The organism is Promicromonospora sp. Populi, assembly GCF_041081105.1.
Taxonomy (GTDB): Bacteria; Actinomycetota; Actinomycetes; order Actinomycetales; family Cellulomonadaceae; genus Promicromonospora.
This window is the reverse complement of record NZ_CP163528.1, coordinates 1,016,023-1,038,961: the sequence shown is the minus strand read 5'-3', so window position 1 is coordinate 1,038,961 and position 22,939 is coordinate 1,016,023. Positions and strand designations below refer to the sequence as shown.

20 protein-coding genes and 1 pseudogene are annotated in these 22,939 nt (G+C 72.4%); 11 read left to right on the top strand and 10 right to left on the bottom strand.

Annotated elements, in window-relative coordinates:
* Window positions 1-14: 14 nt before the first annotated feature.
* The 4 genes from AB1046_RS04690 (at window position 15) to AB1046_RS04675 (ending at window position 7,434) form a co-directional block, all read left to right on the top strand.
* Window positions 15-2,810, top strand: coding sequence for a GNAT family N-acetyltransferase (locus AB1046_RS04690; protein WP_369372829.1), 2,796 nt, complete (start codon window positions 15-17; stop codon window positions 2,808-2,810).
* Window positions 2,811-2,819: 9 nt separating this feature from the next.
* A complete protein-coding gene (gene ddaH / locus AB1046_RS04685) occupies window positions 2,820-3,611 on the top strand; it encodes a dimethylargininase (protein WP_369372827.1) in 792 nt (263 codons plus the stop codon).
* A 176-nt stretch (window positions 3,612-3,787) separates the two neighbouring features.
* Window positions 3,788-5,584: an ABC transporter ATP-binding protein gene (locus AB1046_RS04680; RefSeq protein ID WP_369372825.1), complete on the top strand. Its 1,797-nt coding sequence runs from the start codon at window positions 3,788-3,790 to the stop codon at window positions 5,582-5,584.
* Entirely contained in the window at window positions 5,581-7,434 is a 1,854-nt protein-coding gene (locus AB1046_RS04675) for an ABC transporter ATP-binding protein (protein WP_369372823.1), read from the top strand. Before AB1046_RS04680 ends, AB1046_RS04675 begins: the two co-directional genes overlap by 4 nt.
* Window positions 7,435-7,546: 112 nt before the next feature.
* Here AB1046_RS04675 and AB1046_RS04670 read toward each other — a convergent pair whose 3' ends face one another.
* Window positions 7,547-8,884, bottom strand: coding sequence for a PLP-dependent aminotransferase family protein (locus tag AB1046_RS04670; protein WP_369372821.1), 1,338 nt, complete (start codon window positions 8,882-8,884; stop codon window positions 7,547-7,549).
* An 80-nt stretch (window positions 8,885-8,964) separates the two neighbouring features.
* Here AB1046_RS04670 and AB1046_RS04665 point away from each other — a divergent pair, with 80 nt between their 5' ends.
* Both AB1046_RS04665 and AB1046_RS04660 read left to right on the top strand, forming a co-directional pair.
* The gene (locus AB1046_RS04665) at window positions 8,965-9,702 is read left to right on the top strand and encodes a pyridoxamine 5'-phosphate oxidase family protein (protein ID WP_369372820.1); all 738 of its coding nucleotides are present in this window, start codon (window positions 8,965-8,967) and stop codon (window positions 9,700-9,702) included.
* Between the two features lie 354 nt (window positions 9,703-10,056).
* Window positions 10,057-10,959: a DMT family transporter gene (locus AB1046_RS04660; RefSeq protein ID WP_369372818.1), complete on the top strand. Its 903-nt coding sequence runs from the start codon at window positions 10,057-10,059 to the stop codon at window positions 10,957-10,959.
* 51 nt (window positions 10,960-11,010) lie between these two features.
* Here the strand turns inward: AB1046_RS04660 and AB1046_RS04655 are convergent, their stop codons facing one another.
* The gene (locus AB1046_RS04655) at window positions 11,011-12,150 is read right to left on the bottom strand and encodes a hypothetical protein (RefSeq protein ID WP_369372816.1); all 1,140 of its coding nucleotides are present in this window, start codon (window positions 12,148-12,150) and stop codon (window positions 11,011-11,013) included.
* 128 nt (window positions 12,151-12,278) lie between these two features.
* Between AB1046_RS04655 and AB1046_RS04650 the strand changes: the two genes are divergently transcribed.
* On the top strand, window positions 12,279-12,836 hold the full coding sequence (locus tag AB1046_RS04650) for a DinB family protein (protein WP_369372814.1): 558 nt from the start codon (window positions 12,279-12,281) through the stop codon (window positions 12,834-12,836).
* Between the two features lie 16 nt (window positions 12,837-12,852).
* On the opposite strand, the gene AB1046_RS04645 is transcribed toward AB1046_RS04650, so the two are convergent.
* Together AB1046_RS04645 and AB1046_RS04640 are read right to left on the bottom strand one after the other, a co-directional pair.
* The gene (locus AB1046_RS04645) at window positions 12,853-13,311 is read right to left on the bottom strand and encodes a hypothetical protein (protein ID WP_369372812.1); all 459 of its coding nucleotides are present in this window, start codon (window positions 13,309-13,311) and stop codon (window positions 12,853-12,855) included.
* Between the two features lie 76 nt (window positions 13,312-13,387).
* A complete protein-coding gene (locus AB1046_RS04640) occupies window positions 13,388-14,308 on the bottom strand; it encodes a LysR family transcriptional regulator (protein WP_369372810.1) in 921 nt (306 codons plus the stop codon).
* A 95-nt stretch (window positions 14,309-14,403) separates the two neighbouring features.
* Between AB1046_RS04640 and AB1046_RS04635 the strand changes: the two genes are divergently transcribed.
* The 3 genes from AB1046_RS04635 (at window position 14,404) to AB1046_RS04625 (ending at window position 17,559) form a co-directional block, all read left to right on the top strand.
* Window positions 14,404-15,390 (top strand): threonine/serine dehydratase, encoded by a 987-nt coding sequence (locus tag AB1046_RS04635; protein WP_369372808.1) that lies wholly within the window; start codon window positions 14,404-14,406, stop codon window positions 15,388-15,390.
* Window positions 15,391-15,440: 50 nt separating this feature from the next.
* Complete coding sequence (locus AB1046_RS04630) at window positions 15,441-16,061, top strand: L-threonylcarbamoyladenylate synthase (RefSeq protein ID WP_369372806.1); 621 nt, start codon at window positions 15,441-15,443, stop codon at window positions 16,059-16,061.
* A gap of 91 nt (window positions 16,062-16,152) precedes the next feature.
* The gene (locus tag AB1046_RS04625) at window positions 16,153-17,559 is read left to right on the top strand and encodes a UTP--glucose-1-phosphate uridylyltransferase (RefSeq protein WP_369372804.1); all 1,407 of its coding nucleotides are present in this window, start codon (window positions 16,153-16,155) and stop codon (window positions 17,557-17,559) included.
* Between the two features lie 19 nt (window positions 17,560-17,578).
* Here the strand turns inward: AB1046_RS04625 and AB1046_RS04620 are convergent, their stop codons facing one another.
* The 5 genes and pseudogenes from AB1046_RS04620 to AB1046_RS04600 form a co-directional block, all read right to left on the bottom strand.
* Entirely contained in the window at window positions 17,579-18,427 is an 849-nt protein-coding gene (locus tag AB1046_RS04620) for a carbohydrate ABC transporter permease (protein ID WP_369372802.1), read from the bottom strand.
* Complete coding sequence (locus tag AB1046_RS04615) at window positions 18,424-19,401, bottom strand: carbohydrate ABC transporter permease (protein WP_369372800.1); 978 nt, start codon at window positions 19,399-19,401, stop codon at window positions 18,424-18,426. Before AB1046_RS04615 ends, AB1046_RS04620 begins: the two co-directional genes overlap by 4 nt.
* The gene (locus AB1046_RS04610; protein ID WP_369372798.1) at window positions 19,398-20,801 is read right to left on the bottom strand and encodes an ABC transporter substrate-binding protein; all 1,404 of its coding nucleotides are present in this window, start codon (window positions 20,799-20,801) and stop codon (window positions 19,398-19,400) included. The genes AB1046_RS04615 and AB1046_RS04610 overlap by 4 nt, the downstream gene beginning before the upstream one ends.
* A 66-nt stretch (window positions 20,802-20,867) precedes the next feature.
* Window positions 20,868-21,119 (bottom strand): DUF1949 domain-containing protein, encoded by a 252-nt coding sequence (locus AB1046_RS04605; protein WP_369375849.1) that lies wholly within the window; start codon window positions 21,117-21,119, stop codon window positions 20,868-20,870.
* Between the two features lie 155 nt (window positions 21,120-21,274).
* A pseudogene (locus tag AB1046_RS04600) lies at window positions 21,275-21,502 on the bottom strand (YigZ family protein); the annotation flags it as partial.
* 189 nt (window positions 21,503-21,691) lie between these two features.
* On the opposite strand from AB1046_RS04600, the gene AB1046_RS04595 reads away from it, so the two are divergent.
* Window positions 21,692-22,300, top strand: a complete 609-nt coding sequence (locus AB1046_RS04595) for a tyrosine-type recombinase/integrase (RefSeq protein ID WP_369372796.1) — start codon at window positions 21,692-21,694, stop codon at window positions 22,298-22,300.
* A 4-nt stretch (window positions 22,301-22,304) separates the two neighbouring features.
* Here the strand turns inward: AB1046_RS04595 and AB1046_RS04590 are convergent, their stop codons facing one another.
* A complete protein-coding gene (locus tag AB1046_RS04590; RefSeq protein ID WP_369372794.1) occupies window positions 22,305-22,937 on the bottom strand; it encodes a GNAT family N-acetyltransferase in 633 nt (210 codons plus the stop codon).
* Window positions 22,938-22,939 lie beyond the last annotated feature (2 nt).

Sequence of the window (22,939 nt, the reverse complement as noted above, 5' to 3'; positions counted from 1 at the left end):
CGATGATGGGGGACGTGACCGCCCATTCCGAGAGCTTCGACCTGTTTCGTGACGCCCTCGGCATCCCGCACGTGCGGGCGGCCACCGAGACCGCCCTGGCCTACGGGCAGGGCTGGGTGACCGCCCAGGACCGGGGCCTGCAGATCGAGGCCGACCGGATGCGGGCCGAGGAGCGGTTCGCCGAGATCGCCGGTGCTGATGGCGCGGCCTGGGACCGGTTCGCCGCCCGGGAGCGGCTGGCGCTCACGGCCCAGCGCATCTACGACGCCCTCGCGGAGCCGGAGCGCGCCTGGCTCACGGCCTACGCCGACGGTGTCAGCGCCGGCCTGCTGGCCGGCGGCCGGGACGTGTCCGAGCTGGCCGGCGTGCCGTACCGCCCGTGGTTGCCCTGGACGCCGATCGGTGTGTTCCTCACGGCCCACGTGCTGTTCAACGGGTTCCCCAGCATCCTTGTGCGTGCGCACGTCGCCCGGCACCTGCGGGTCCCCGGGGTGCTGGAGCGGGTGCTCGGCCTGTTCTCGGCCGACGCCGGGGCGAGCTCCGGCTCGAACGCCTGGGCGGTGCACGGGTCGTACACCGAGTCGGGCAGCCCGCTGGTGGCGGGGGACCCGCACCGCACGCTGGAGCTGCCCGGTCCGTACCAGCAGATCCGGCTGGCGTGCACGGACCCGGCCGACCCTTACGACGTGCTTGGCTTCGCCTTCCCGGGGGTGCCGGGCATCCCGCACTTCGGGCACGCGGTCTCGCCGGGTGCGGTGTCGCCGGGTGCGGTCTCGACGGGCTCGGCACAGGCCGGGTCGTCGGTCGCCTGGGGCATCACCAACGCCGCGGCCCACCACGTCGAGGTAGTGTCCGACGGCGCCGACGCCGCCGGACCCGAGGGCTGGCGCCTGAACTGGCCGGCGCGGGAGCTGTCCGACGTCGGCGTCGCGTCCTGGCGCGCGCTGCTGCACGTCCGCACCGCCCGCGACGTCGCCGACGCATTCGCCGGGTGGGTCGACCCGGTTAACCGGGTGCTCGCCGCGGACAGCACGGGCGACGTGCTGAGCATGACTGCGGGCAAGGTACCCGCCGACGTCTCCGGCCTGCCCGGCCGTGGGCTCCCGGACCGTGCGCTTCCGGTCCTGAAGCCCGCCGACGGTTACGCCGACCTCCCGGCGCCCATCCCCGTGACCCAGGTGGCGGTCGACGCGAACGAGCGGCCGACGACGCAGCAGCCCGCCGGGCTGGACGGCCGGCCGGGCCTCGGCCCGCGTGACGTCCGCCCCGGTCGCGAGGCGCACGACCTCGGCTGGTCGTACGCGCCGTACCGCGCCGAGCGGATCCGGCAGCTCCTCGCCGCGGCGACCGAACCGGAGTCTCCCGAGACCCAGGCCCGCATCCACGGCGACACCCGCGACCTGGGCGCGGCCGATCTCGTCGCCCACCTTGACACCCACCTTGACGCCCACCCCGAGGCCTACCCGGACGCCGCCCCGTCCGGCGCCGCCGCGCGCCTGCGCGCCTGGGTCGCCGACGGCGCGCACGTGGAGGCGGGCTCGACGGACGCCGCCCTGTACATGCGGTGGCGCGACGCGCTGACCCGCCGGATCGCGAACCACCCCGTGTTCGCGGGCCTGTACGCGCCGCACGGCCAGGCCACAGGGGCCAACGCCTCCGTGTTCGACGGCGTCTTCGACGTCCCGACCTCGGTCGGCGCAGGCCTCGGGCGGATCCTCGCGGCGGACTGGCTCGTCGTCGAGGGACCGGACGGGCAGCCCACCCGCATCGACGCCGCGGCCGAGGCCCGCGCGGCGCTGGCCGAAGTGGTGGCTGAGGTGGCGGCCGCCGCCGTCGGGCAGGACGAACCGACCTGGGGGGACCTGCATGTCCCGGCCCCGCTGCGTCCGGTCCCGGACTCGCTGAGTGCGGCGGGCCGCCTGCCCGACGTAGCTCCCGCCCCGGTCTCGGGCAACAACGAGACCGTGCGCTGCACCGGCGGATCACCCGGGGTGGCGCCGACGGCCTACCGCGGGTCGGTCGCGCGGTACGTCTGGGACCTGGACGACCGCGCGAATAGCCGGTGGGGCGTGCCCTTCGGCTCCTCCGGCCGGCCGGGCCACCTGCACTTCGACGACCAGCACGCCACCTGGGCGGACGCCCGCACCACCCGCGTCGTCACCGACTGGGACCGGCTGCGGCCGGTCGACACGACGCTCCGGCTGCTGAACGGGAGCCCCGGCGAGGAGGTGTGGCGGGGCAGCTTCGGCGCGGACGGCGTAGTCACCGTGCACGTGGTGGACCCGGAGGCCGACGCCGACCTGCTGCACGGCTGGTTCATCCAGCCCCACGCCCTGTTCTGGGGGATGGGCGAGCAAACCCGCGAAGAGGTGCGCGACACCTACGCGTTCGTGGACTCCCTGGAGACCCACCACGCGTACCTCGTCCGGTGGGACGGCGACCCCGTCGTCCTGGTGCAGGCCTACCACCCGGAGCACGACCCGATCGGCAGCGCCTACGACGTGCGCCCCGGCGACCTGGGCATGCACTTCTTCCTCGGGGGTCGCGGGCCGACGGCGCGGCACGGCGCGCCGCTGGACCCGTGGGCCGTGCTCCGGCCGGCCATGCGCGAGTTCCTCTTCGCGGGGCCCGGCACCCAGCGCCTGGTGGGCGAGCCCGACGCGCACAATGCGAGGGCGCTGCGCCGCATGGCCGTCATGGGTTTCACGGCCGGCGAGCTGGTCTCGTTCGAGTCGCCCCAGGGGCCCAAGGAGGCGCGGATGGCCTACCTGACGCGCGAGGAGGCGTTCGCGGAGGTGGCGGTCCGCTAGCGTCGCGTCATGGAATCGAGCTCCCCGAACCCTGGCCCGGCCCGTGGCATCCTGCTCGTCCGTCCGCCGTCGACTCACCTGGCGGACGGCGAGCTGACCCACCTCGAGCGCGTGCCGGTCGACGCCGACCTGGCGGCCCGGCAGTGGCGACAGTACGTGGACGTCTTCCGCGGTCGCGGCTGGGACGTGCGCGAGGTGCCGGCCGCCGAGGCGCACCCGGACGGGGTGTTCGTCGAGGACTCGGTGGTGATCTTCGACGACCTCGCCGTCCTGACCCGGCCGGGCGCGCTGTCCCGGCGGGGTGAGGTGGAGTCGATGCGGCCGGCGGCGGAGGCCGCCGTGCACGAGATCGCCGAGATCGCCCCGCCCGGCACGCTCGAGGGCGGCGACATCCTCAAGGTAGGCCGCACCGTGTACGTCGGGCGCACGACGCGCACCGACGCCGACGGCGCGGCCCAGCTCCGGGCGCTGCTCGAACCGCGCGGGTGGCGGGTCGTGGAGGTGCCCGTGACCAGGGCGTTGCACCTGAAGTCGGCAGTGACCGCGCTGCCCGACGGCACGATTATCGGCTACGAACCCACCGTGGACGACGCGGGCGTCTTCGACGCGTTCCTGCCGGTCCCGGAGGCGGAGGGCACCGCCGTCGTCGTGCTGGACGAGACCACAGTGCTGCTGTCCGACGCCGCGCCCGGCACCGCCGAGCTGCTCCGCGGCCGCGGCCTGACAGTGCTGACCACACCCGTGAGCGAGTTCGAGAAGCTCGAGGGCTGCGTGACCTGCCTGTCGGTGCGGGTGCGCTGAGCGTGTGGTGCAGGTCACTGAAAGAAGAAGGTGCTTACCCAAACTAACAACTTGCGCCGCGCGCGATACTGGGTGTGATGCCTCAAACAGCCGACAGTTCGAAACGATCCGATCCATCGTCCGAGCGCAGCACCTTCGCCTCGATCCGTCGCCTCCATCCCTACGTCCGTACCGCCATGCCGCGTCTGATCGGCGGCCTGGCCGCCTCGCTCGGCGCCAGCCTCATGGCGCTGGCCATCCCACGCGTCCTGCAGTGGGTCACTGACGGCCCGCTCACCACCGGCGTGCGTGAGCACGACCTCACCGGCCTGATCTGGTCGGTTGTCCTGGTCGCGGTGCTCGGTGCGGGGGAGGCCGGTTTGATCCTGCTACGCCGCACCCTCGTGATGTTCCCGGGCACCCGCGTCGAGTCGACGATGCGCATGGCGCTCTTCACGCACCTGCAGAACCTGCCGATCTCGTTCCACGACCGGTGGCCGGGGGGCCAGCTGCTGAGCCGCATCATGGGCGACCTCGGCCTGCTGCGTCGCTGGCTCGTCTTCGGGGTCATCCAGCTCATCGTCAGCTTTGTGACCATCGTCGTCGGCGTCGGCCTGCTCGTGGTGCTGGGCGGCTGGCTCGGCATCATCTTCCTGTGCGGGGCGATCCCGGTGACGGTCCTGGCGTTCCGGTTCTCGCGCAAGTACCGGAAGATCTCGCGGCTTTCGCAGGACCAGTCGGGCGACCTCGCCACCACCGTCGAGGAGTCGGTGCACGGCATCCGCGTGCTGAAGGCCTTCGGCCGCGGCCCGGACGCGCTCGACCAGTTCACCGACCAGGCAGCGGAGCTGCGCGAGACCGAGATCCGCAAGGCCACCACCGACGCCGGGCTGACCACCGCCCTGCGGGTCATCCCCGAGGTCACGCAGGCCGTTGCGCTGGTGGTGGGTGCCTACCTGGTCGCGTCCGGCGACATGACGATCGGCGCGCTGGTCGCGTTCTTCGCCACTACAGCCGTCATCAACGGCCCCACGGTGGACCTCGGCATGACGCTGTCGATGACGCTCAACGCACGTACCGCCGTCGACCGGTTCTTCGAGGTCATGGACACCGTGAACCCGCTGACGGACCCGGCGGTCACTTCCGGTGCCCCCAGTGCTTCGGGTACCTCCGGCGGCCACGTCGCCTTCCGTGACGTCACCTTCCGGTACGACGACGGCGCGCGCCCCGTGCTCGACCGGGTCGACCTGGAGCTGCCACCCGGCACCACCACCGCCCTGGTCGGCCTGACGGGCTCCGGCAAGTCGACCCTTGCGATGCTCGCGCCCCGGCTCTTCGACGTCACGGCGGGCACGGTCGAGGTGGACGGCGTCGACGTGCGGGACATGACCCGCGCCCAGGTGCGTGAGCGGGTCGCCGTCGCCTTCGAGGACCCGACGCTGTTCTCCGCGTCCGTGCGGGACAACGTGCTGCTCGGCGTCCCCGACACCCTGTCCGAGGCCGAGCGCGAGGCGCTCCTGGCCCAGGCCCTGGAGGTCGCCCAGGCGCACTTCGTGGCCGACCTGCCCGACGGCGTCGACACCCGCATCGGCGAGGAGGGCATGTCGCTGTCCGGCGGACAGCGCCAGCGCCTCGCCCTGGCCCGCGCCATCGCTGCCCGGCCCCGCGTGCTCGTGCTCGACGACCCGCTCTCCGCGCTCGACGTCACCACCGAGGAGGCGGTGACGGCCCGCCTGCGGGACGTGCTCGTGGCCACGACGAGCCTGATCATCGCCCACCGCCCGTCGACGGTAGCGCTGGCCGACCGGGTGGCCGTGCTCCAGGGCGGGCAGATCACCGCCGTCGGCACGCACCACGACCTGCTCGCGACCGACCCGCACTACCGGTACATCATCTCCAGCCTGGAAGAGGACTACGAGGCGCACGATCCGGACCATCCCACCCCGCGGGGTTCGGACACCCAGACCACCGAGAGCCAGGAGGCACTGTCATGACGGCCCCGACGCTGCCCCAGCCCGCCGCCCGCCGTCGGCCCACCGATGCGGCCGCGGACGACCGGACGAGCTTCGGCAAGGAGGCGTCCCGCAGCGTGCGGCGCCGGTCCCTGCGCCTGATGGGCGACCTGGTGCGACCGCACAAGCGTGCGCTGGCCTGGGCCGCCGTGCTCGTCATCGTCTCCACGCTCGGCCAGGTGGCCGGGCCGTGGCTGGTGGGGATCGCGATCGACGAGGCAGTGCCCGCGCTGCGCGACGAGTCGATCACGCCGCTGGTCCTGGTCGGGGCGGGGTACCTCGTGGCCGCTGTCCTGGGCGGCATCGCGGCGGGGGCCTACGTGCGGGCTGCCGCCCGCATCGCCCAGGCCGTGCTGCTCGACCTGCGCCGCCGGGTGTTCCGGCAGACCCAGCGGCTCTCGCTGGAGTTCCACGAGTCGTACACGTCGGGCCGGATCATCTCCCGGCAGACCTCCGACCTGGAGGCGCTGCGCGAGCTGCTCGACGGCGGTCTGACCGGCGTCGTCTCCTCGATCCTGCTGATGTTCTTCACGTTCGTCTTCCTGTTCTTCGTGGACTGGCGGTCGGGCCTGGTGCTCACGGTGGCGTTCGTGCCGGCGTGGCTGCTCACCCACTGGTTCCAGCGCATGTCGCAGCGGTTCTACCGGGAGCAGCGGACGGCGTCGGCGCGGCTCATCGTGAAGTTCGTCGAGACCATGACGGGCATGCGCGCCGTGCAGGCATTCCGCCGGGAGCCCACCACCGAGGCCGAGTACCGCAAGCTCGGCGACGACTACCGCGACGCGAACCTGCTGATCTTCGGCGTCAACGGCCGGTTCCAGCCCGGGCTCATCCTGATCGGCAACATGACCGTCGTGGCCGCCCTCGCGGTCGGCGGCTGGCGGGTGCTCGACGGGTCCCTGGCCGTGGGGGTGCTGGCGGCGGTGCTGCTGTACTGCAAGCGGTTCTTCCAGCCGGTGCAGCAGCTGGGCATGTTCTACAACTCGTTCCAGTCGGCCACCGCGGCGCTGGAGAAGGTGTCGGGCCTGCTCGAGGAGGAGCCGACGGTGACAGAGCCGGCCAACCCGACGCCGCTGGTGCTGACCGACGGCCGGACCCGGGGCGAGCTGCGCCTGGACCACGTGCGGTTCCAGTACGGCGACGGACCGGTGGTGCTGCCCGACCTGGACCTCACCATCCCCGCGGGCCAGACCGTGGCGGTCGTGGGCACGACCGGGGCCGGGAAGTCGACGGTGGCCAAGCTGGTGACCCGGTTCTACGACACGACGAATGGCGCGGTGCGCCTGGACGGCGTCGACGTGCGGGACCTGGCCTCGGTCGACCTGCGTCGCGCCGTCGTGATGGTCACGCAGGAGGCGTACCTGTTCAGCGGGTCCGTGCGCGAGAACATAGCGCTCGGCCGGCCCGGGGCGTCCCAGGCGGAGATCGAGGCGGCCGCCCGCGCGGTGGGCGCGCACGAGTTTGTGCTCGACATGCCCGAGGGCTACGACACCGACGTGAACAAGCGCGGCGGGCGCGTGTCGGCAGGGCAGCGGCAGCTGCTGTCGTTCGCGCGGGCGTTCCTCGCGGACCCGGCGGTGCTGGTGCTCGACGAGGCGACGTCCTCGCTCGACATGCCGGGCGAACGGCTCGTGCAGCGTGGTCTGCAGACCCTGCTGGCCGACCGGACGGCGATCATCATCGCCCACCGGCTGTCCACGGTGGCCATCGCGGACCGGGTGCTCGTCATGGAGGGCGGGCGGATCGTCGAGGACGGCACACCCGCCGAGCTGATCGCCGGCGACGGGCGGTACGCCAAGCTGCACGAGGCCTGGCAGGACTCGCTGGTCTGAGTGCCCGCGGGCCCGGACAGCTGCCGGACAGCGGCCCAGATACGTGCCGGACGACGGGGCAAGGGTCTCGCCGTCCGGCACGCTGCTGCCGCGGTTTGCGCGCGCAGATCACTCACCGCGCTGGCGCCCCGGCGAGACCGCCGGCGATCGCCGCCAGCGCCTGGTCAAGCTCGGCGTCGGTCACGCCGCCGAAGCCGAGGACCAGGCCGGTCAGGCTCGTGCTGCGGCAGTACTCGGCGAGGAGCCGGACGTCGAAGCCGGCGGCGCGGGCGGCCGCGCGCGCCGCGGTGGCCGCTGCCGGGTCCGTGAGCCAGGTCGAGTACATCCCGGCCAGCGGCCCGGCGAGCTCGGCGTGCGGCTCCAGCGCGGCGGCGACGCGTGGGGCCCGGTCCGCGTAGACGCGCCGGGCGGTGCGGACCACCTTGTCGACCCAGCCGTCACGGAGCAGGGTCAGCAGTGCGCGCTGGTTGGGCCACGACGGGGTGTCGTGGTTGATCGTGCGGCGTCGGACCAGGCCCTCGTGGAGCGCCGCCGGCGCGACGAGCCAGCCCAGCCGCAGGCTGGGGCTGACCGATTTCGAGGCGGTGCCGAGGTAGGCGACGCGGGACCGGTCAAGCGCCGCGAGGGCGGGTACGGGGGCGACGTCGTAGCGGAACTCGGAGTCGTAGTCGTCCTCGACCACCACGGCGTCGGCGGCGCGGGCAGCGGCCAGCAGCGCGAGCCGGTCCGCGGCGGGCATGACCCGGCCGAGCGGGTGCTGGTGGGCGGGCGTGACGTACGCGGCGGCGCAGCCGGCCAGGTCCGTCACGGGCGTGAGTGCCGGATGGTCGACGACGGCGCGGCCCGCCGCCCGGATGGTCTCGACCGCTGCGCGATAACCAGGGTCCTCGACGAGGGCGGGCCCAGGTCCCAGCACACCAAGGAGCTGGCGCAGGCCGTCCGTGGAGCCCGCCGTCACGAGGATCTCGTCGGGCTCGACGGCCAGGCCGCGGGTGCGCGCGAGTCGTTCGGCGAGGGCCTCGCGCAGCTCAGGGAGCCCGCGCGGGTCGGGATACCCGCGCGGCGGCCGCGTGACGGACACCTCGCGCCAGGCGCGCCGCCAGCCCGCGAGGTGGCGCGGGTCGATCCAGGGTGTGCCCGCGTCGAGCCGGACATACTCAGGTTCGCGCGTCGCGGGCCGGGGCGGCGGGGCCTGCACGGGGAGTGTCTCGCCGGAGGCGACAAACGTGCCCGACCCGCGCCGGGTCTCGACCCAGGCCTCGGCCAGGAGCTGGTCGTACGCCTGCTCGACGACGGCGCGCGCCACCCCGAGGTCCGCCGCCAGCGCGCGGCTGGAGGGGAGACGGTCGCCCATGCTGAGGGTGCCGTCGGTCACGAGCCCGCGGACAGCGGCGGTGAGCTGGGCCGGGAGCGGCTCGGGCCGGGCCCGGTCTAGGTGGACGGGGAGCATGAGGTCCTCCCGGAGTGGCCTGTTAAAGATGGCGTGAAATGGCCCGTGTTGATCGGCCACTTACCGGTCAGGCTAACGGTATGACGACGCAGCCGCTCTCGCCGACCCCGCTCTCGCCCACCGTGCGGACCACCCCGCTCTCGCCGACTTCGCGGACGACCCCGACGCGCGGCCGGAAGCGCCAGGTCGACGACCGGCGTCGGCTCATGGCACTGCTGGCCGACGGGCTGGTGGCGCACCTGGGCGTGGTCGCCGGAGCGCACCCGGTGGTGCTGCCCACGGCATACGGCGTCGACGAGTCCGGGCCGGACGACGGGGGCACGCTGTACCTGCACGGATCCGTCGCCGCGGGATGGCTCGCTCCGGCCATGGAGCGCGATGTCTGCGTGACGGTCACGGAGCTGGACGGCCTGGTGCTTGCGCGTACGGGCTTCCACCACTCGATGAACTATCGGTCGGCGGTGCTGATCGGTCGTCCGCGCCGGGTGACCGATCCTGAGGAGCGACGTCGTGCGCTGGACCTGATCGTGGACCACATGATGCCCGGGCGGGCCGCGACGCTCCGGCCCGCGACGGGCAAGGAGCTCGCGGCGACCGTCGTGATCGCGCTGCCGCTGGCCGAGGCCTCGATGAAGCAGCGCTCGGGCGGCGCCGCGCTCGAGCCGGGCGACCTGGAGCTCACCGGCTGGGCGGGAGTGGTGCCGGTCCGCCGCGTCGCGCAGTCACCCGTGACCGAGGACTACGTCCCTGGTCCGGTGCCCGACTACGTGCTGCAGCGCGTGGCGGAGCTCGGCCGGGAGGCCGCCACCCTCCCGTGAGGTCGGCAGCTTCCCGTCGTGTCGGCAGTTTGCCCCGCGAACTCGGCAGTTGGCACCGAGGTCGGCTCAGGCCTGGACCGACCTCGGTGCCAACTGCCGACCTCACAGGAGACTGCCGACGTCGGCCCTGCCTGTGCTCCGGCCCGAGACTCCGCGCGGGCACGCCTACGCCCGCTGCTAACATCCCGTTCGTGACTCCGATCTGCTCCGTCCTGCCGCCCCCGGTCGTCTGACCGGAGCGGCACAACGACCGGCCCGCGTGGGCCGGCGTCGAGGTGCGCTCCGTGACATTCCCTGTCCTCGACAAGTCCCTCGGATCAGGCCGGAACCTGGTGGAACCGGCCAGGAGCACACATGTTTTCCAATCGAATCGGGCTGCTCTGTATCAGCCTCGCCGGAGTCCTCTGGGGCACCGGCGGCCTTGCCCTCGAAATCCTCCGTGACCACACGTCGATGTCGGTCCTGACGGTCAGCGCGTATCGCATGCTGATCGCCGCGGTCGCGCTGGTCGCGGCCTCGCTCGTCCTGCGTAGGGGCCCGCAGCTCGTTGCGCTGGTCCGGGCTCATCCGGTGCGCACCGCCGTCGTCGGGCTGGGGACGGGCGCCTACCAGGCGCTCTACTTCGGGTCCGTGGCGACCGCGGGCGTCACCGTCGCGACGGTCGTCAGCCTGGGGCTGGCGCCGGTCCTCCTTGCGGTCGTGGACCTTGTGCAGGCCCGACGGCGCACGGCCCGCCCCCGCGGCACCCTGCGGCTGTCGCTGGTCGTGACCGCGGCGCTGTCCGGTCTCGTGCTGGTGAGCACGGCGTCGGGGCTGAACGCCGTCGGCACGCGACCGATGCTCGGGTTGCTGCTGGCCATCGCCTCAGGCGTTGTCTACGCGGGCACGACGGCGCTGGGCCGTACGCTGCTGGCGTCAAGAGCCGTGGACCCGCTTGCGCTCACGACTGTTGCGACGACGGCGGGTTCGGTCGGCCTCGTCCCGTTGGCTCTAGCGGGCGGCGGGCCGTTCCTCACCGGCGACCCGACGGCGCTCGGCACGCTCGCCTACCTCGGGATCTTCACGATGGCGCTGGCGTACGGGCTGTTCTACGCGGGCCTGCGCACCACACGCAGCGGCGCGGCCGTCGTCGCGACGCTGCTGGAACCCGTAACGGCCGCGGTCGCCGCCGCCGTCGTGCTCGGGGAACGGCTCGGGCAGGCTGGGATCGTCGGGTCGATCCTGGTTCTGGCCGCGGTAGCGGGCCTGGAGGAGTAGAACCGCCTCGCGGGACCGGGCCGTGTTGGTCGGGTCCCGCGAGGCAGGGCCTCAGGCGTAGGAGCGGTGTCCGCCCCGGCGCGGCGCCGGACGGGCCGGGGCGGGTGTGCCGTAGTCGGCCGCGATGTAGTCGACGGCTGCGACCTGGCCGGTGTTGTACTGGTCCGCGATGTACTGGCTGAACTGGCCCGAGTCGAGGGTGTGCGAGTTGTCCAGGTAGTCGTACCCGGTGTCCCCGGCCTGCGGCAGGTAACCGGAAGTGGTCGGCGCGGCGGTCTGGGTGCCGGGGGCGTACCCCTGGTCACCTGCGGCGGTGTAGTCCAGCTCGGCGCCCGCCGTGTAGTCGGTCGAGTGCCCGCCGGTCGCGTATCCGCCGGTTTCGTAGCCACTCGTCTCGTACCCGGCTTCGTGCCCGGCAGCGTCGTACCCACCGGCCTGGTGCGTGCTCGCCGCGGTCGGGAGGACCGCGTACCCGCGCACTGGGGTGGGTGGGGTGGGCTGGTGCACCGGGTAGGCGCCGGTGTGCACCTGCTGCACTGCCGGTTCCCAGCGGCCGGCCGGGGGATTCGGGGTGTCGAACGCAGGTGTGGCGGCGTGGTGCTGCGCGGCCGCGTTCTGGGCGGCGAACTGCTGAGCCGCTTGTTGCTGAGCTGCCTGTTGCTGCGCGGCAGCCTGCTGGGCCGCGTACTTCTCCGCGGACGCCTGCTGCGCCGCCTGCTGCGCCGCGAACTGCTGGGCGGCGAACAGGGCGGACGCCCCGGCGTCGGGCTGGACGCCGTTCAGCTCGCCGTGGATGCGCCCGGCGAGGTTGGCGGCGATTGCGAAGCGCAGCGGCGCGAGGGAGCTGACGGACATGGTTCCGGTCACCGCGGGCGGCGGGAGGAACGCGAAGACCTCGTCCTCGCCGAGCTTGAGGCCCTGCCCGAATGCGGAGTTGAGAGTCTCCTCGAGGAGGTACTCCGCGCGTCCCTCGTCACCCTCGAGGTCCGCGAACATGGTGTCGATCGTGTTCCAGCGACGCTCCAGCGTGCCCTCGACCGTATCGAGGAACCACCAGCCTTCGATGGACTCGAGAAACATGTCGCCGAAGCAGGAGGCGAAGCGCGGGGTCTTGTCACCGATCCCTATCCACGACCAGGACGACAGCGCGAACTCGTAGGCGTCAGGTGCGAATTCTCGGATCAGGTGCACCTAGCGCATGTTGCCATGCTCACACTCCTAGCAAAAGAGGCTTACTGGACATGTAACGATTCGGCTTGGGTGACAGGCGAAGTATTTTCCTCCCGGAAACACATTGTCGCAATCGGTACGGTGTCGACATGAGCTCCGCAACGAGTCAGATTCCCCGGACCGAGCCGCCCGTCGCCGCCGACGAGGTGGCGACGCTCCGGGGATTTGTCGACTTCTACCGCGCGACGATCCGGCGCCAGTGCGACGGCCTGACGGTGGAGCAGCTGCGCACCCCGCACCCGCCGTCGACCATGACCCTGGCCGGGATGCTCAAGCACCTCGCGTACGTCGAGGACGTCTGGTTCAACGTGCGGCTCGCCGGCAACGAGCCCGCCCCGCCATGGGACACGGTGGACTGGGCCGCGGACCGCGACTGGGACTGGAACAGCGCCCTGGAGGACACTCCCGAGCAGCTGACCGCCGGGTTCGACGACGCCGTCGCCGCCTCCGAGCGGATCCTCGACCGGGTCCTCGCGCACGTTCCGGACCGGGCGTCCGCGCTGGACCAGGTCGCCGTCCGCACCGGGCACCACGGCAAGAACCTGACCCTGCGCTGGATCCTGGTGCACATGGTGGAGGAGTACAGCCGGCACGCGGGGCACGCGGACCTGCTGCGCGAGGCTCTGGACGGCGCGACCGACCTCTAAGAGCTCAGAGCAGGAATCAGAGCAGGAACCACGCGTACTCGGCGGCCTCGAGCACGATCCAGAACCGGAAGAACCGGCCGACCAGGCCGGTACTCAGGAACAGCCACATCCGCACGCGCAGCACCCCCGCGACCACGGACATCACCATGAACGGCGGGATCCCGGCGAACGCGGAGGCGAGCAGCACCGCGCCGGTGTACACCGGGCGCCCGTCGGTGCGGTCGCGCCAGCGGGTCATCGCGGCCGCGACCTTGGGGGCCTCCAGCTTCCGGCGCAGCCAGGGCAGGCGGGTGGTCCCGGCGCCGGCCCAGTACCAGAGCAGCTTGCCCGTGATCTGCCCGGCGGCCGCCACCGCGGCCAGGACCACGGGCGGGTACGTCCCGTCCAGGGCGGCCACCGCCAGGTACGCCTCCAGCGCCATGAACGCCGCGACGGCGGCGCCCGCGGAGTAGAGGAACGTGGTCAGGAGCAGCATCAGGCGGTGATCGTCCTCAGGTCGTCTGTCCTCGGGCCGCCGGTCGTGTCAGACCCGGACGGGCAGGTGGCCGTGGTCACACCGGGACGTTAGCGCCTGCCGCGACGAGCTGCCGAATCAGGGCCTCCGCGGGCGGGGCCGGCGGGCCGACGGTGAGGGCCATGACCCGGCGGATCGCCCCGGGCAGAGGAGCGGTGGCGATCCCAGGATTCCGGTGGGCAAGGAGCGTTAGCCCGGGCAGGAGGCTCACCCCGGCGCCCGCGGCGACCAGGGCCTGCACTGCCACGTAGTCGTCGGTCTCGAAGGCGATGCGAGGGGCGAAGCCGACGGCGGCGCAGCGGGCGACCAGGTCGGCGCGGCACCGTTCGCAGCCGGCGATCCACTCCGCGTCGTCGAGCAGCTTCAGGTCGGGGACGAACCCGGGTACGGGAGCCGCGTCCAGGTCGGCCGCGGTCACCAGGTTGACCGGGTCGTCGAGGATCGTCGTCGACTCGAAGCGCGACAGGTCCTCCATCGAGCGGGCGTGGCGCACGTCGGTGTGCTCGAACACCAGCGCGACGTCGACGGCGCCCGACTGCAGCGCGGCGACGGCGTCCGGCGGCTCCTGCTCGACCAGTCCGACGGACAGGCCGGGGTGCTCCTGCACGAGCCGGGCCACGGCGGTGGGCACGAGGGTGGCCAGCGCGGAGGGGAACGCGGCGAGGCGGGCCCGGCCGGCACGGAGGCCGGCGAGCGCGTCGAGCTCGCGGCGTGCGCCCTCGACGCGGCCGAGGATCTCCTCGGCCCGGTTGGCGAGCAGGCGGCCGGCCTCGGTGAGGCGGACGCCGCGCCCGTGCCGCTGGAGCAGGGGGATCCCCGCGTCAGCTTCGAGGCGGGACAGGTGGTGGCTCACCGACGGCTGCGCGTAGTGCAGCTCCTTTGCCGCGGCCGTGACGGAGCCCGTACGGGCCACCGCCGCGAGCACACGCAGCCGGGTGAGATCGAGCTCTGCGGTCATGTCTCCAGGTTAACGCAGAAACATAGGCATTATCGATCGAAAGTCCAAGTAACAGGTATTGGACCTATGGGTCATGGGGGAGTCACGCTGGGTTCATGACGCTGGCCCTGCTCCCGACTGCGCTCCCGCTCGTGTTCCCGACCGTCGCAGACGTTCTCGCCGCGCAGTCGCGCCTCGACGGCATGGTGGTCCGCACACCGGTCGGCGAGTATCCCGAGCTCGACCGCGCCACTGACGCCCGCATCGTCGTCAAGCACGAGAACCTCCAGCGCACCGGCGCCTTCAAGGCCCGCGGCGCGTGCAACCTCTTGCTCTCGATGTCCGACGCCGAACGCGCCCGCGGCGTCATCGCCTACTCGACGGGCAACCACGCACAGGGCGTCGCCTACGCCGCCCGCCTGACCGGCACCGCGTGCACCATCGTCATGCCCGACGACCCCAACCCCGTCAAGCTCCGCGCCGTGCTCGACCAGGGCGCCGACGTCCTGCTGCACGGTGCCACGTTCGACGACGCCCGCGAGCAGGCCACCGCGCTCGCCGAAGCGTCCGGCGCCCGGCTCGTCGGCGCCGCGAACGAGCCCGACATCATCGCCGGCGTCGGCACCCTCTACCTCGAGCTCCTCCAGCAGGCGCCCGCCCTCGACGCGATAGTCGTCCCCGTCGGAGGCGGCTCCGGCGCCGCAGCAGCCGGCCTCGTCGCGGCCGCCGTCGCCCCGCGCACCCAGGTGATCGGCGTCCAGTCCGCGGCCTCACCCGCCGCGCACGACTCCTGGCACACCGGCACCCTCGTCCAGCGCCAGAACACCACCCGCGCGGAGGGCCTCGCCGTCGGCTGCGGGTTCGAGGTCACGCAGGCCCTCATGCGCGCACACCTCACCGACCTCGTCCTGGTCACCGACGACCAGATCACCGCCGCCCAGCGCCTCTACCTCACCGGCGCCCGCACGGTGGCGGAGGGGGCGGGCGCCGCGGCGCTTGCCGCGGTCCTGGCCGACCCCGAGCGGTTCGCCGGCCGCCGCATCGGCGTGGTCTGCTCTGGTGGGAATGCCAGTGCGGAGGAGCTGCTGCGCGCCCTGGGCTGAGCCAACCGCCCGGCCAGCGCCCGACTTGGCGCCCGACTAGGCTCGGCGCCATGGCCCGCTACTTCGACGTCCACCCCGTCGACCCTCAGCCGCGCACCATCGGGCAGGTGGTCGCCATGCTGCGCGACGACGCCCTGGTCGCCTACCCGACCGACTCCTCGTACGCGCTGGGCTGCCGCATCGAGTACCACGACGGAGCGGATCGCATCCGCAGCATCCGGCGGCTCGACGACAAGCACCACTTCACGCTGGTGTGCTCGGACTTCGCCCAGCTCGGACAGCTCGTGAAGCTCGACAACTCCGCGTTCCGGGCCATCAAGGCCGCCACGCCGGGGCCGTACACGTTCATCCTCCCGGCTACCGCCGAGGTGCCCCGCCGCCTCGCGCACCCCAAGAAGAAGACAGTTGGCGTGCGTATCCCCGACTCCGTAGTCGCGCAGGCGCTGCTGCGCGAGCTCGGGGAGCCGCTGCTGTCGTCCACGCTGATCCTCCCGGACCAGGCCGAGCCGATGACCGACGGCTGGACCATCAAGGAGGAGCTCGACCACGTGCTCGACGCCGTCGTCGACGGCGGGGACGCCGGGACGGAGCCGACCACCGTCGTCGACTGGTCGGACGGCTATCCCCAGGTGGTCCGCGAGGGCGCGGGCGACCCCACGCGGTTCGAGTGACGCCCTGCGCGTCGTCGGTGTCCTAGCTGGTGTCGCAGCTGGCGTCGTCGCCGGCGTACGGAGTGTCAGCGGCTTCGAATAGCCTGTGCCCATGACGGACCCCACCGGGCTCGAGCAGGCCCGCACCAAGATGACCGAAGCAGGCGTGGCACCCGCCGCCATCGAGACGTTCACGCGGTTCTACCACCTGCTGGAGTCGGGCGAGACCGGCCTGATCCGTGAGAGCGACATCGACCCGCTCGTCGACATCCCGAGCCGCGCCGAGCTGACCATCAGCGACGAGGACGCGGCCGCCGCACTCGCGCAGACCGCGATGCTCAAGCTCAACGGCGGGCTCGGCACGTCGATGGGCATGGACCAGGCCAAGTCGCTGCTCCCAGTGCGCGAGGCGCCGGGTGGCGACGGCGAGATCCTCTCGTTCCTCGACATCATCGTGGGCCAGGTCCGCGCCGCCCGGGAGGCCACCGGCGCCCGTCTCCCGCTGCTGTTCATGAACTCGTTCCGCACCCGCGAGGACACGCTCGCCGCCCTTGAGCCGTACCCCGACGTCGCGGTCGACGGCCTGCCCGTCGACTTCCTGCAGAACCGGGAGCCGAAGCTCCTTAGCAACGACCTCACGCCCGTGGTCTGGGAGCGCGACCCCGACCTCGAGTGGTGCCCGCCGGGACACGGTGACCTCTACCCGGCGCTGCACGCCTCCGGCGTCGTGGTCGCGCTGCTGGAGGCAGGCTTCAAGTACATGTGCGTGTCCAACTCCGACAACCTCGGTGCCACTCCGGACGCAACCATCGCCGGCTGGTTCGCGGCCTCCGGCGCCCCCTACGCCGCCGAGCTCTGCCGCAAGACGCCGGCCGACGTCAAGGGCGGCCAGCTTGTCATCCGCAAGGCCGACGGCCGCATCGTCCAGCGCGAGACCGCGCAGACCCACCCGGACGACGTCGCCGCGTCGCTGGACCCCACCCGCCACCCGTTCTTCCACACCAACAACCTGTGGTTCGACCTGGAGGCGCTGGCCGCCGAGCTGGAGCGGACCTCGGGTGTGCTCGAGCTGCCCCTGATCCGCAACGACAAGACCGTGGATCCGGCCGACTCGTCGTCGCCGAAGGTGGTCCAGATCGAGTCCGCCATGGGTGCCGCGGTTGCGGTCTTCGAGGGTGCGACGGCGATCGAGGTGGAGCGGTCCCGGTTCCTGCCGGTCAAGACGACGAACGACCTGCTGGTGCTGCGCTCGGACGTCTATGCCCTGACGCCCGACTACCTGCTCGAGGCGCAAGCCCCTGCCCCGCTCGTGGACCTGGACAAGCAGTTCTACAAGCTCATCGACGGCTTCACCGAGCGGTTCGCCGCCGGCGCGCCGTCGTTGCGCGACGCCGACTCCCTGACCGTCCACGGCGACTGGACCTTCGGTGCGGGTGTGCGGGCCGAGGGCAAGGCGGAGCTCGCGGGGGAGGGCGGCACCGTGCCGGACGGCGCGACGGTGGGCCCGGAAGGCTTCTGAACCCTCGTCGTTCGGCGCTCTACCTCTCCGCGCCCTGGACCAGCCCCGACACGATGTACCGCTGGGCGAGGAAAAAGACGATCACCACCGGCACGGTCACCGCTATCGACCCGGCCAGGAGCACGGTGACCGGCACCTGGAAGTCGCCGAGCTGCGCGATACCCAGCGGCGCGGTCCACAGGTCGCGGTGCTGCACCAGGAACAGCAGGGCGTAGAAGTACTCGTTCCAGGCGATCATGAACACGTAGATCGCGGTCGCGACCACGCCCGGGATCGCGATCGGCAGCACCACCCGGACCAGGAGCTGGCCCAGCGTGCAGCCGTCCATGATGGCCGCCTCCTCGACGCTCTGCGGCAGTGCGAGGAAGAAGTTGCGCATCATGTACAGCGCCACCGGCACGGTGGCCGCGACGTAGACGATCAGCAGCCCCACCAGGGAGCTGGTCAGGCCCAGCCGGGACAGGATCACGAACTTCGGCACCGCCAGCACGATCCCGGGAAACAGGTACACGGCCAGGATGATGCCGTTTGTCAGCGCCCGGCCGCGGTACCGCAGCCGGGCGGCGGCGTACGCACCGAGGATGCAGACGACGATGCTCAGCACGACCGTCCCGACGGCCACACCCAGGGAGTTCAGCACGAACCGGCCGAGCCCGAAGCCGCCGTCATCCTCGTCCCGCATGGCCGTGGCGAACGCGGACAGGTCCAGCCCGGACGGCAGGCCCAGCGGGTCGCGCGTCACGTCCGCGTACGGGCGCATCGACAGCACTGCCCCGTAAGCAACCGGGCCCAGCGACCACAGCAGCGCGATCGCGACGACGATCGCGCGGCCGGCGCGCGCCGCGCGGGTGGGGCGGACGCCGCTCATGACTCGTCCGTCCGTCGGGAGAGCAGCACGTAACCGATCAGGAGCACACCCAGGATCAGGCTCATGAGCAGCCCGAACGCGGCCGCGCTGCCGATATCGGCCTTGGTGACGAGCTCCGTGTACACCTGGATCGCCATGACCTGGGTGCTCCCGGCGCCCTCGGTGAGCAGGTAGACGTCGTCGAAGCTCTGGAACGACCAGATGAACCGCAGCAGCAGGAGCAGCAGCGCCACGGCCCGCAGCTGCGGCAGCAGGATGAACCGGAGGGCCTGCCGGCGGTTCGCGCCGTCGAGCGCTGCGGCCTCCTCGATCTCGCCGGGCACGGACTGGAGCCGGGCGGTGAGGAACAGGAACGCGAGCGGCGCCGACTTCCAGATGTCGAACAGCACCACAACGAGCAGCGCTACCGGCACGGGGATGCCCCAGACGTCGGCGGTGGTGGTGCTGAGGAAGCCCACCGGCGTGTCCCACCCCAGATAGGCGCGGCCGAACGCGTTCACCACGCCGTACTGCGGGTTGAGCATCGTCTTCCAGATGGTCGCGGCCGCGACCACCGGCAGCACGTACGGCACCAGCAGCAGGGCCCGCACCAGTCCACGTCCGGGGAACGGCCGCCGCAGCGCCAGCGCGAGCACAAGGCCAACGGCCAGGGATCCGACGGCGGTCAGCCCCGCGTACAGGACGGTGGTCCACAGGGCGCCCCAGAACGCCCGCGACGCCATCGCCCCCCGGAAGTTGTCCAGGGTCCACTCGATGGGCTCCGTCCCGAGGTACGGGATGTCGACCAGGCGGATGTCGGAGAACCCGAACACGACCACCAGTGCGAACGGCAGCAGGACGACCAGGCCCACCACCGCCAGCGACGGGGAGACGAGCAGCCACCCCGAACGGTTTGCCCGCTGGGCCTGCGTCGTCGGGCGAACCGCTGGCGGGCGCGCGGGCGTCGGGCTGGCCGTCGTCGAGCGGGCCGTCACTGGTCCTGCTGCAGCGCCGTCACCTCGGCGGCCATCTGCCGCGTCACCTCGGCGGGGTCGGTGCCCGCGTAGAGCGGGTCGAGCTGCTGCGCGAGCGTGCCCTGGGTGGCCACGAGGCCGGCGAGCGTCGCGTCGGGTGTGCCCTGGCCCCAGCGGGAGACAGCGGCCATGCCCTCGCCCATGGCGGCGACCAGGTCGTCGCCGTACACCTCGGCGACCGAGGACTCGACGTTCGGCCCGAAGCCCAGGGTGCCCCAGGCGTCGAGGTACTCGGTCGGGTTCTCGGGGGTCCCGGTACGCAGGGGGAGGCGGCCCTCCGTGGCGACGGCGAGCGTGTCGGCGTAACCCTCGCCCAGGACGTACTCGATGTACTGGCGTGCCTGGTCGCTGTTGGCGCGCGCTGGGACCGCGTAGGCGAGGGTGGCGCCGAACTGGGCTGGGCTCGCCGCGGAGCCCGAGCCCGGCCCAGGGTCCAGCACAGTGATGAAGCCCGAGCTCTCCGCAAGGAACGCCGGGTCGTCGGCGCACTCCTGGCACGACGGCGGCACCGCCTCGTCCAGGTTCGCCAGCTCGTCCAGGATGTGGGTCGAGAAGAGCAGCATCGCGGCGTCACCCGCCAGGTAGGCGGCGCGCGCGGACTCGACGTCGTAGTCGCCGGCGACCGACGAGTCGCGCAGCTCCCGGAAGTACCCTGCGGCCTCGGCGCACTCGGGCGCGTCGATGGTGACCGCGCCGTCGGTCACGAGCTGGCAGCCCGCCGACTGGAAGATCGACTCGATGCCCTCCGTGGCCGAGGCGGTCCCGGACTGGGTGCCCAGGGCGAGGCCCGTGACGTCCAGCTCCTGCTCGATGGTCGTGGCGGCCTCGGCAAGCTCGGCGACCGTGGTGGGCACCTCGATCCCCGCGTCCTCGAGCAGGTCGGTGCGGTAGGCGATGAGGTGTACCCAGCCGTCGCTCGGGACCGCTGCGACCGTGCTGGCCCCGCCGTCCTGCACCGTGACCGCGCCGAGCGCGTTCTGGTTGAACGTGGCCGGGTCCAGCGTGTCAATGACTTCCTGGACGACGTCGGTGTCCAGCAGGCCCTGCGCCTGCCACGACGTGACCTGCGAGGCTCCGGCCAGGATCACGTCGGGCACCTCGCCCGATGCCGCGCCGGTGACCAGCGCCTGGTCCTGGTCGGCGGCCGCGAGCGGGACCACCTCGACCTCGATGCCGGTCTCCTCGGTGAACCGGGCGGCGACCGCTTCCTGCGCGGCTACCCGCTCGGGCGTGGCCTGCGGCGTCCAGAAGGTGACGGTCGAGGCCTCCTCCGGCTCGGAGCTGCCGCCGCAGGCGGCGAGGAGGGCGGTGGTGGTGGCCAGTGCGAGGACGACGGCGGACGAGCGGATGCGACGTTGCATGGACTCTCCTCTGCGGGGTACCTCAGAGCGGGGTGCCCCAGAGACTTCACCCGTGCGCTGGGCCAGTCAAGGCCGACGCGCCGGTTGCCCCGGTACGGGCACGTCGACCACGCGGGCGTTGCCGACGGCGGGGGAGAGGGTACCCGAGGAGGCGGCAGCGACGTCGGCGGACAGGGCTTCGAGCTGGTCCTGCGGGACCAGCAGCCGCAGGTGCGCGACGTCGGCGTAGGCGGGCGGCTCCATGACGGACCCGTGTGACGATGCCCAGTCGCGCAGCACGTTGTCGATGCGGCCGGCGTCGGCGTGGGGGACTGGCACCTCGACCTCGTAGAGCAGCTCGCGGCGCAGCAGCGCCCCGGATGCGGCAGCGACGTCGAGGGCAGCGGTGACGGCGCCCGAGTAGGCCCGGACGAGCCCGCCGGCCCGAGCTTTACGCCCCCGAAGTACCGGGTGACCACGGCGACCAGATCCGTGACCTGCCGGTGCCTGAGCACCTCCAGCATCGGGACACCGGCGGTGCCGCTGGGCTCGCCGTCGTCGGAGGAGCGCGCCTGCTGGGCGTGCACGCCCAGCACCATCGCGACGCAGTGGTGGCGCGCGTCCCACAGCTCCTTGCGGAGGCGGGCGATGACGGCGTCAGCCTCCGCGACGCTGCCGGCGGGGGAGAGGTGGGCCAGGAACCGGGACTTCTTGATGACCACCTCATGGTCGACCGGCCGGGCCAGGGTGCCAGGAAGGCTCCCGCTGGCTCGGCTGCTGCTGGGGTGGTCCACGGGACGAGGCTACGGGTTGTCCGGAGGTGCCGACGCCAGGCGCCTCCCTCTCTCGTTCGGCCTCTCGTTCGGCGTCTTCCCCTTGATTAATAGTGTGCCAAGCGTACATTAGGACCCATGACCAGTACCGATACCACGTCACCACCAGCACAGAGTGGGGAGCTCGCCCGCTACCCGCGGCCGCCGGTGACCCTCGAGGAGGCCGAGTGGGTGTGGCGCGAGCTGTCGACCGAGGCCATGCGGCCGGGCGCCAAGCCGGAGGCGGCACGGCTGGCGGTGATCACGGGGATGGTGCGGGCGACCGGCGCCCGGTACGGCGACCTGCTGCGCGTGCGTGTCGAGGACATCGACCTCGGGCCGGCGCGGGCCAAGGCGTCTGAGGGGAGCGTGCTGGTGCGGCACGGTAAGCACCGCACACCGCGGCGGCACCTGCTGCCGGCCGACCTGGTCGTGCTGCTGAAGCACTGGATGGTGGTGCGTGAGGAGCTCGCGGCCGAGCTGGAGGGCTCGGTGCCGCGGGCGCTGCTGCTCACGGTGCACCACACGCACGACAACGGAACCACGGTCGCGTCCGGCCTGCCGATCAGCCGCCAAGGGCTCGTGCTCTCGTGGCGGAGGTTCGTGCACCGGACGAACGCCCGCTACGGCGCGCTGCGCCCGCCGCTGCCCACCCGCTTCGAGCAGGTCCGCCGGGCGTGGGTGGAGGCAGCCCAGGTGGAGCGGTGAGCGGTCAGGCGGTAGCGATGCCCAGCAGCGGGGCCTGGAGGGTCGACGACGGCAGCTCCGTGAACCCGTACCGGTCGTAGAACTTTCGGGCGGCGGTGTTCTCGGCCGCGTACCCGAGGTGGACTCCCGGCACGTCGCGCTCCGCGAGGGCAGTGCGCAGCGTGTCGATGAGGCGGGAGCCCAGGCCGCGGCGCTGGAGCACCGGCAGCAGGTCGATGTGCAGGTGGGCGGGGTGGGTGGTGAGCTCCCCGTTGCGCAGGCCGCGGTACAGACGCTCGGGGTCTGCGCCGTCGTGCAGCAGCTGGGCCTCGGTGTAGCCCGGGCGATGACTGGTGACCGGGCCGGGCGCTGGATGGCGGGCGACAAAGCCCGGCGTCCACTCGCGTGCCCACCAGTCGGCGAAGGACCGGGTGTCGGCGACGCCGAGGATGTACCCGGTGGCACGGCCCTCGTACTCGACAACCCAGGCCAGGTCCGGGGAGTGGTCCACGTAGGGCAGCGCGTAGACGTCGGGCATCAGCAGGTCCGACGAGTAGAACCCGCGCGCATCGCCCCCGGCGGCGGCGGTGCGGACGCAGATGTCGGCGACGTCGTCCCGGTCGGCGGGGCGATACGGGCGGATGAAGGGCTCGGTCACCA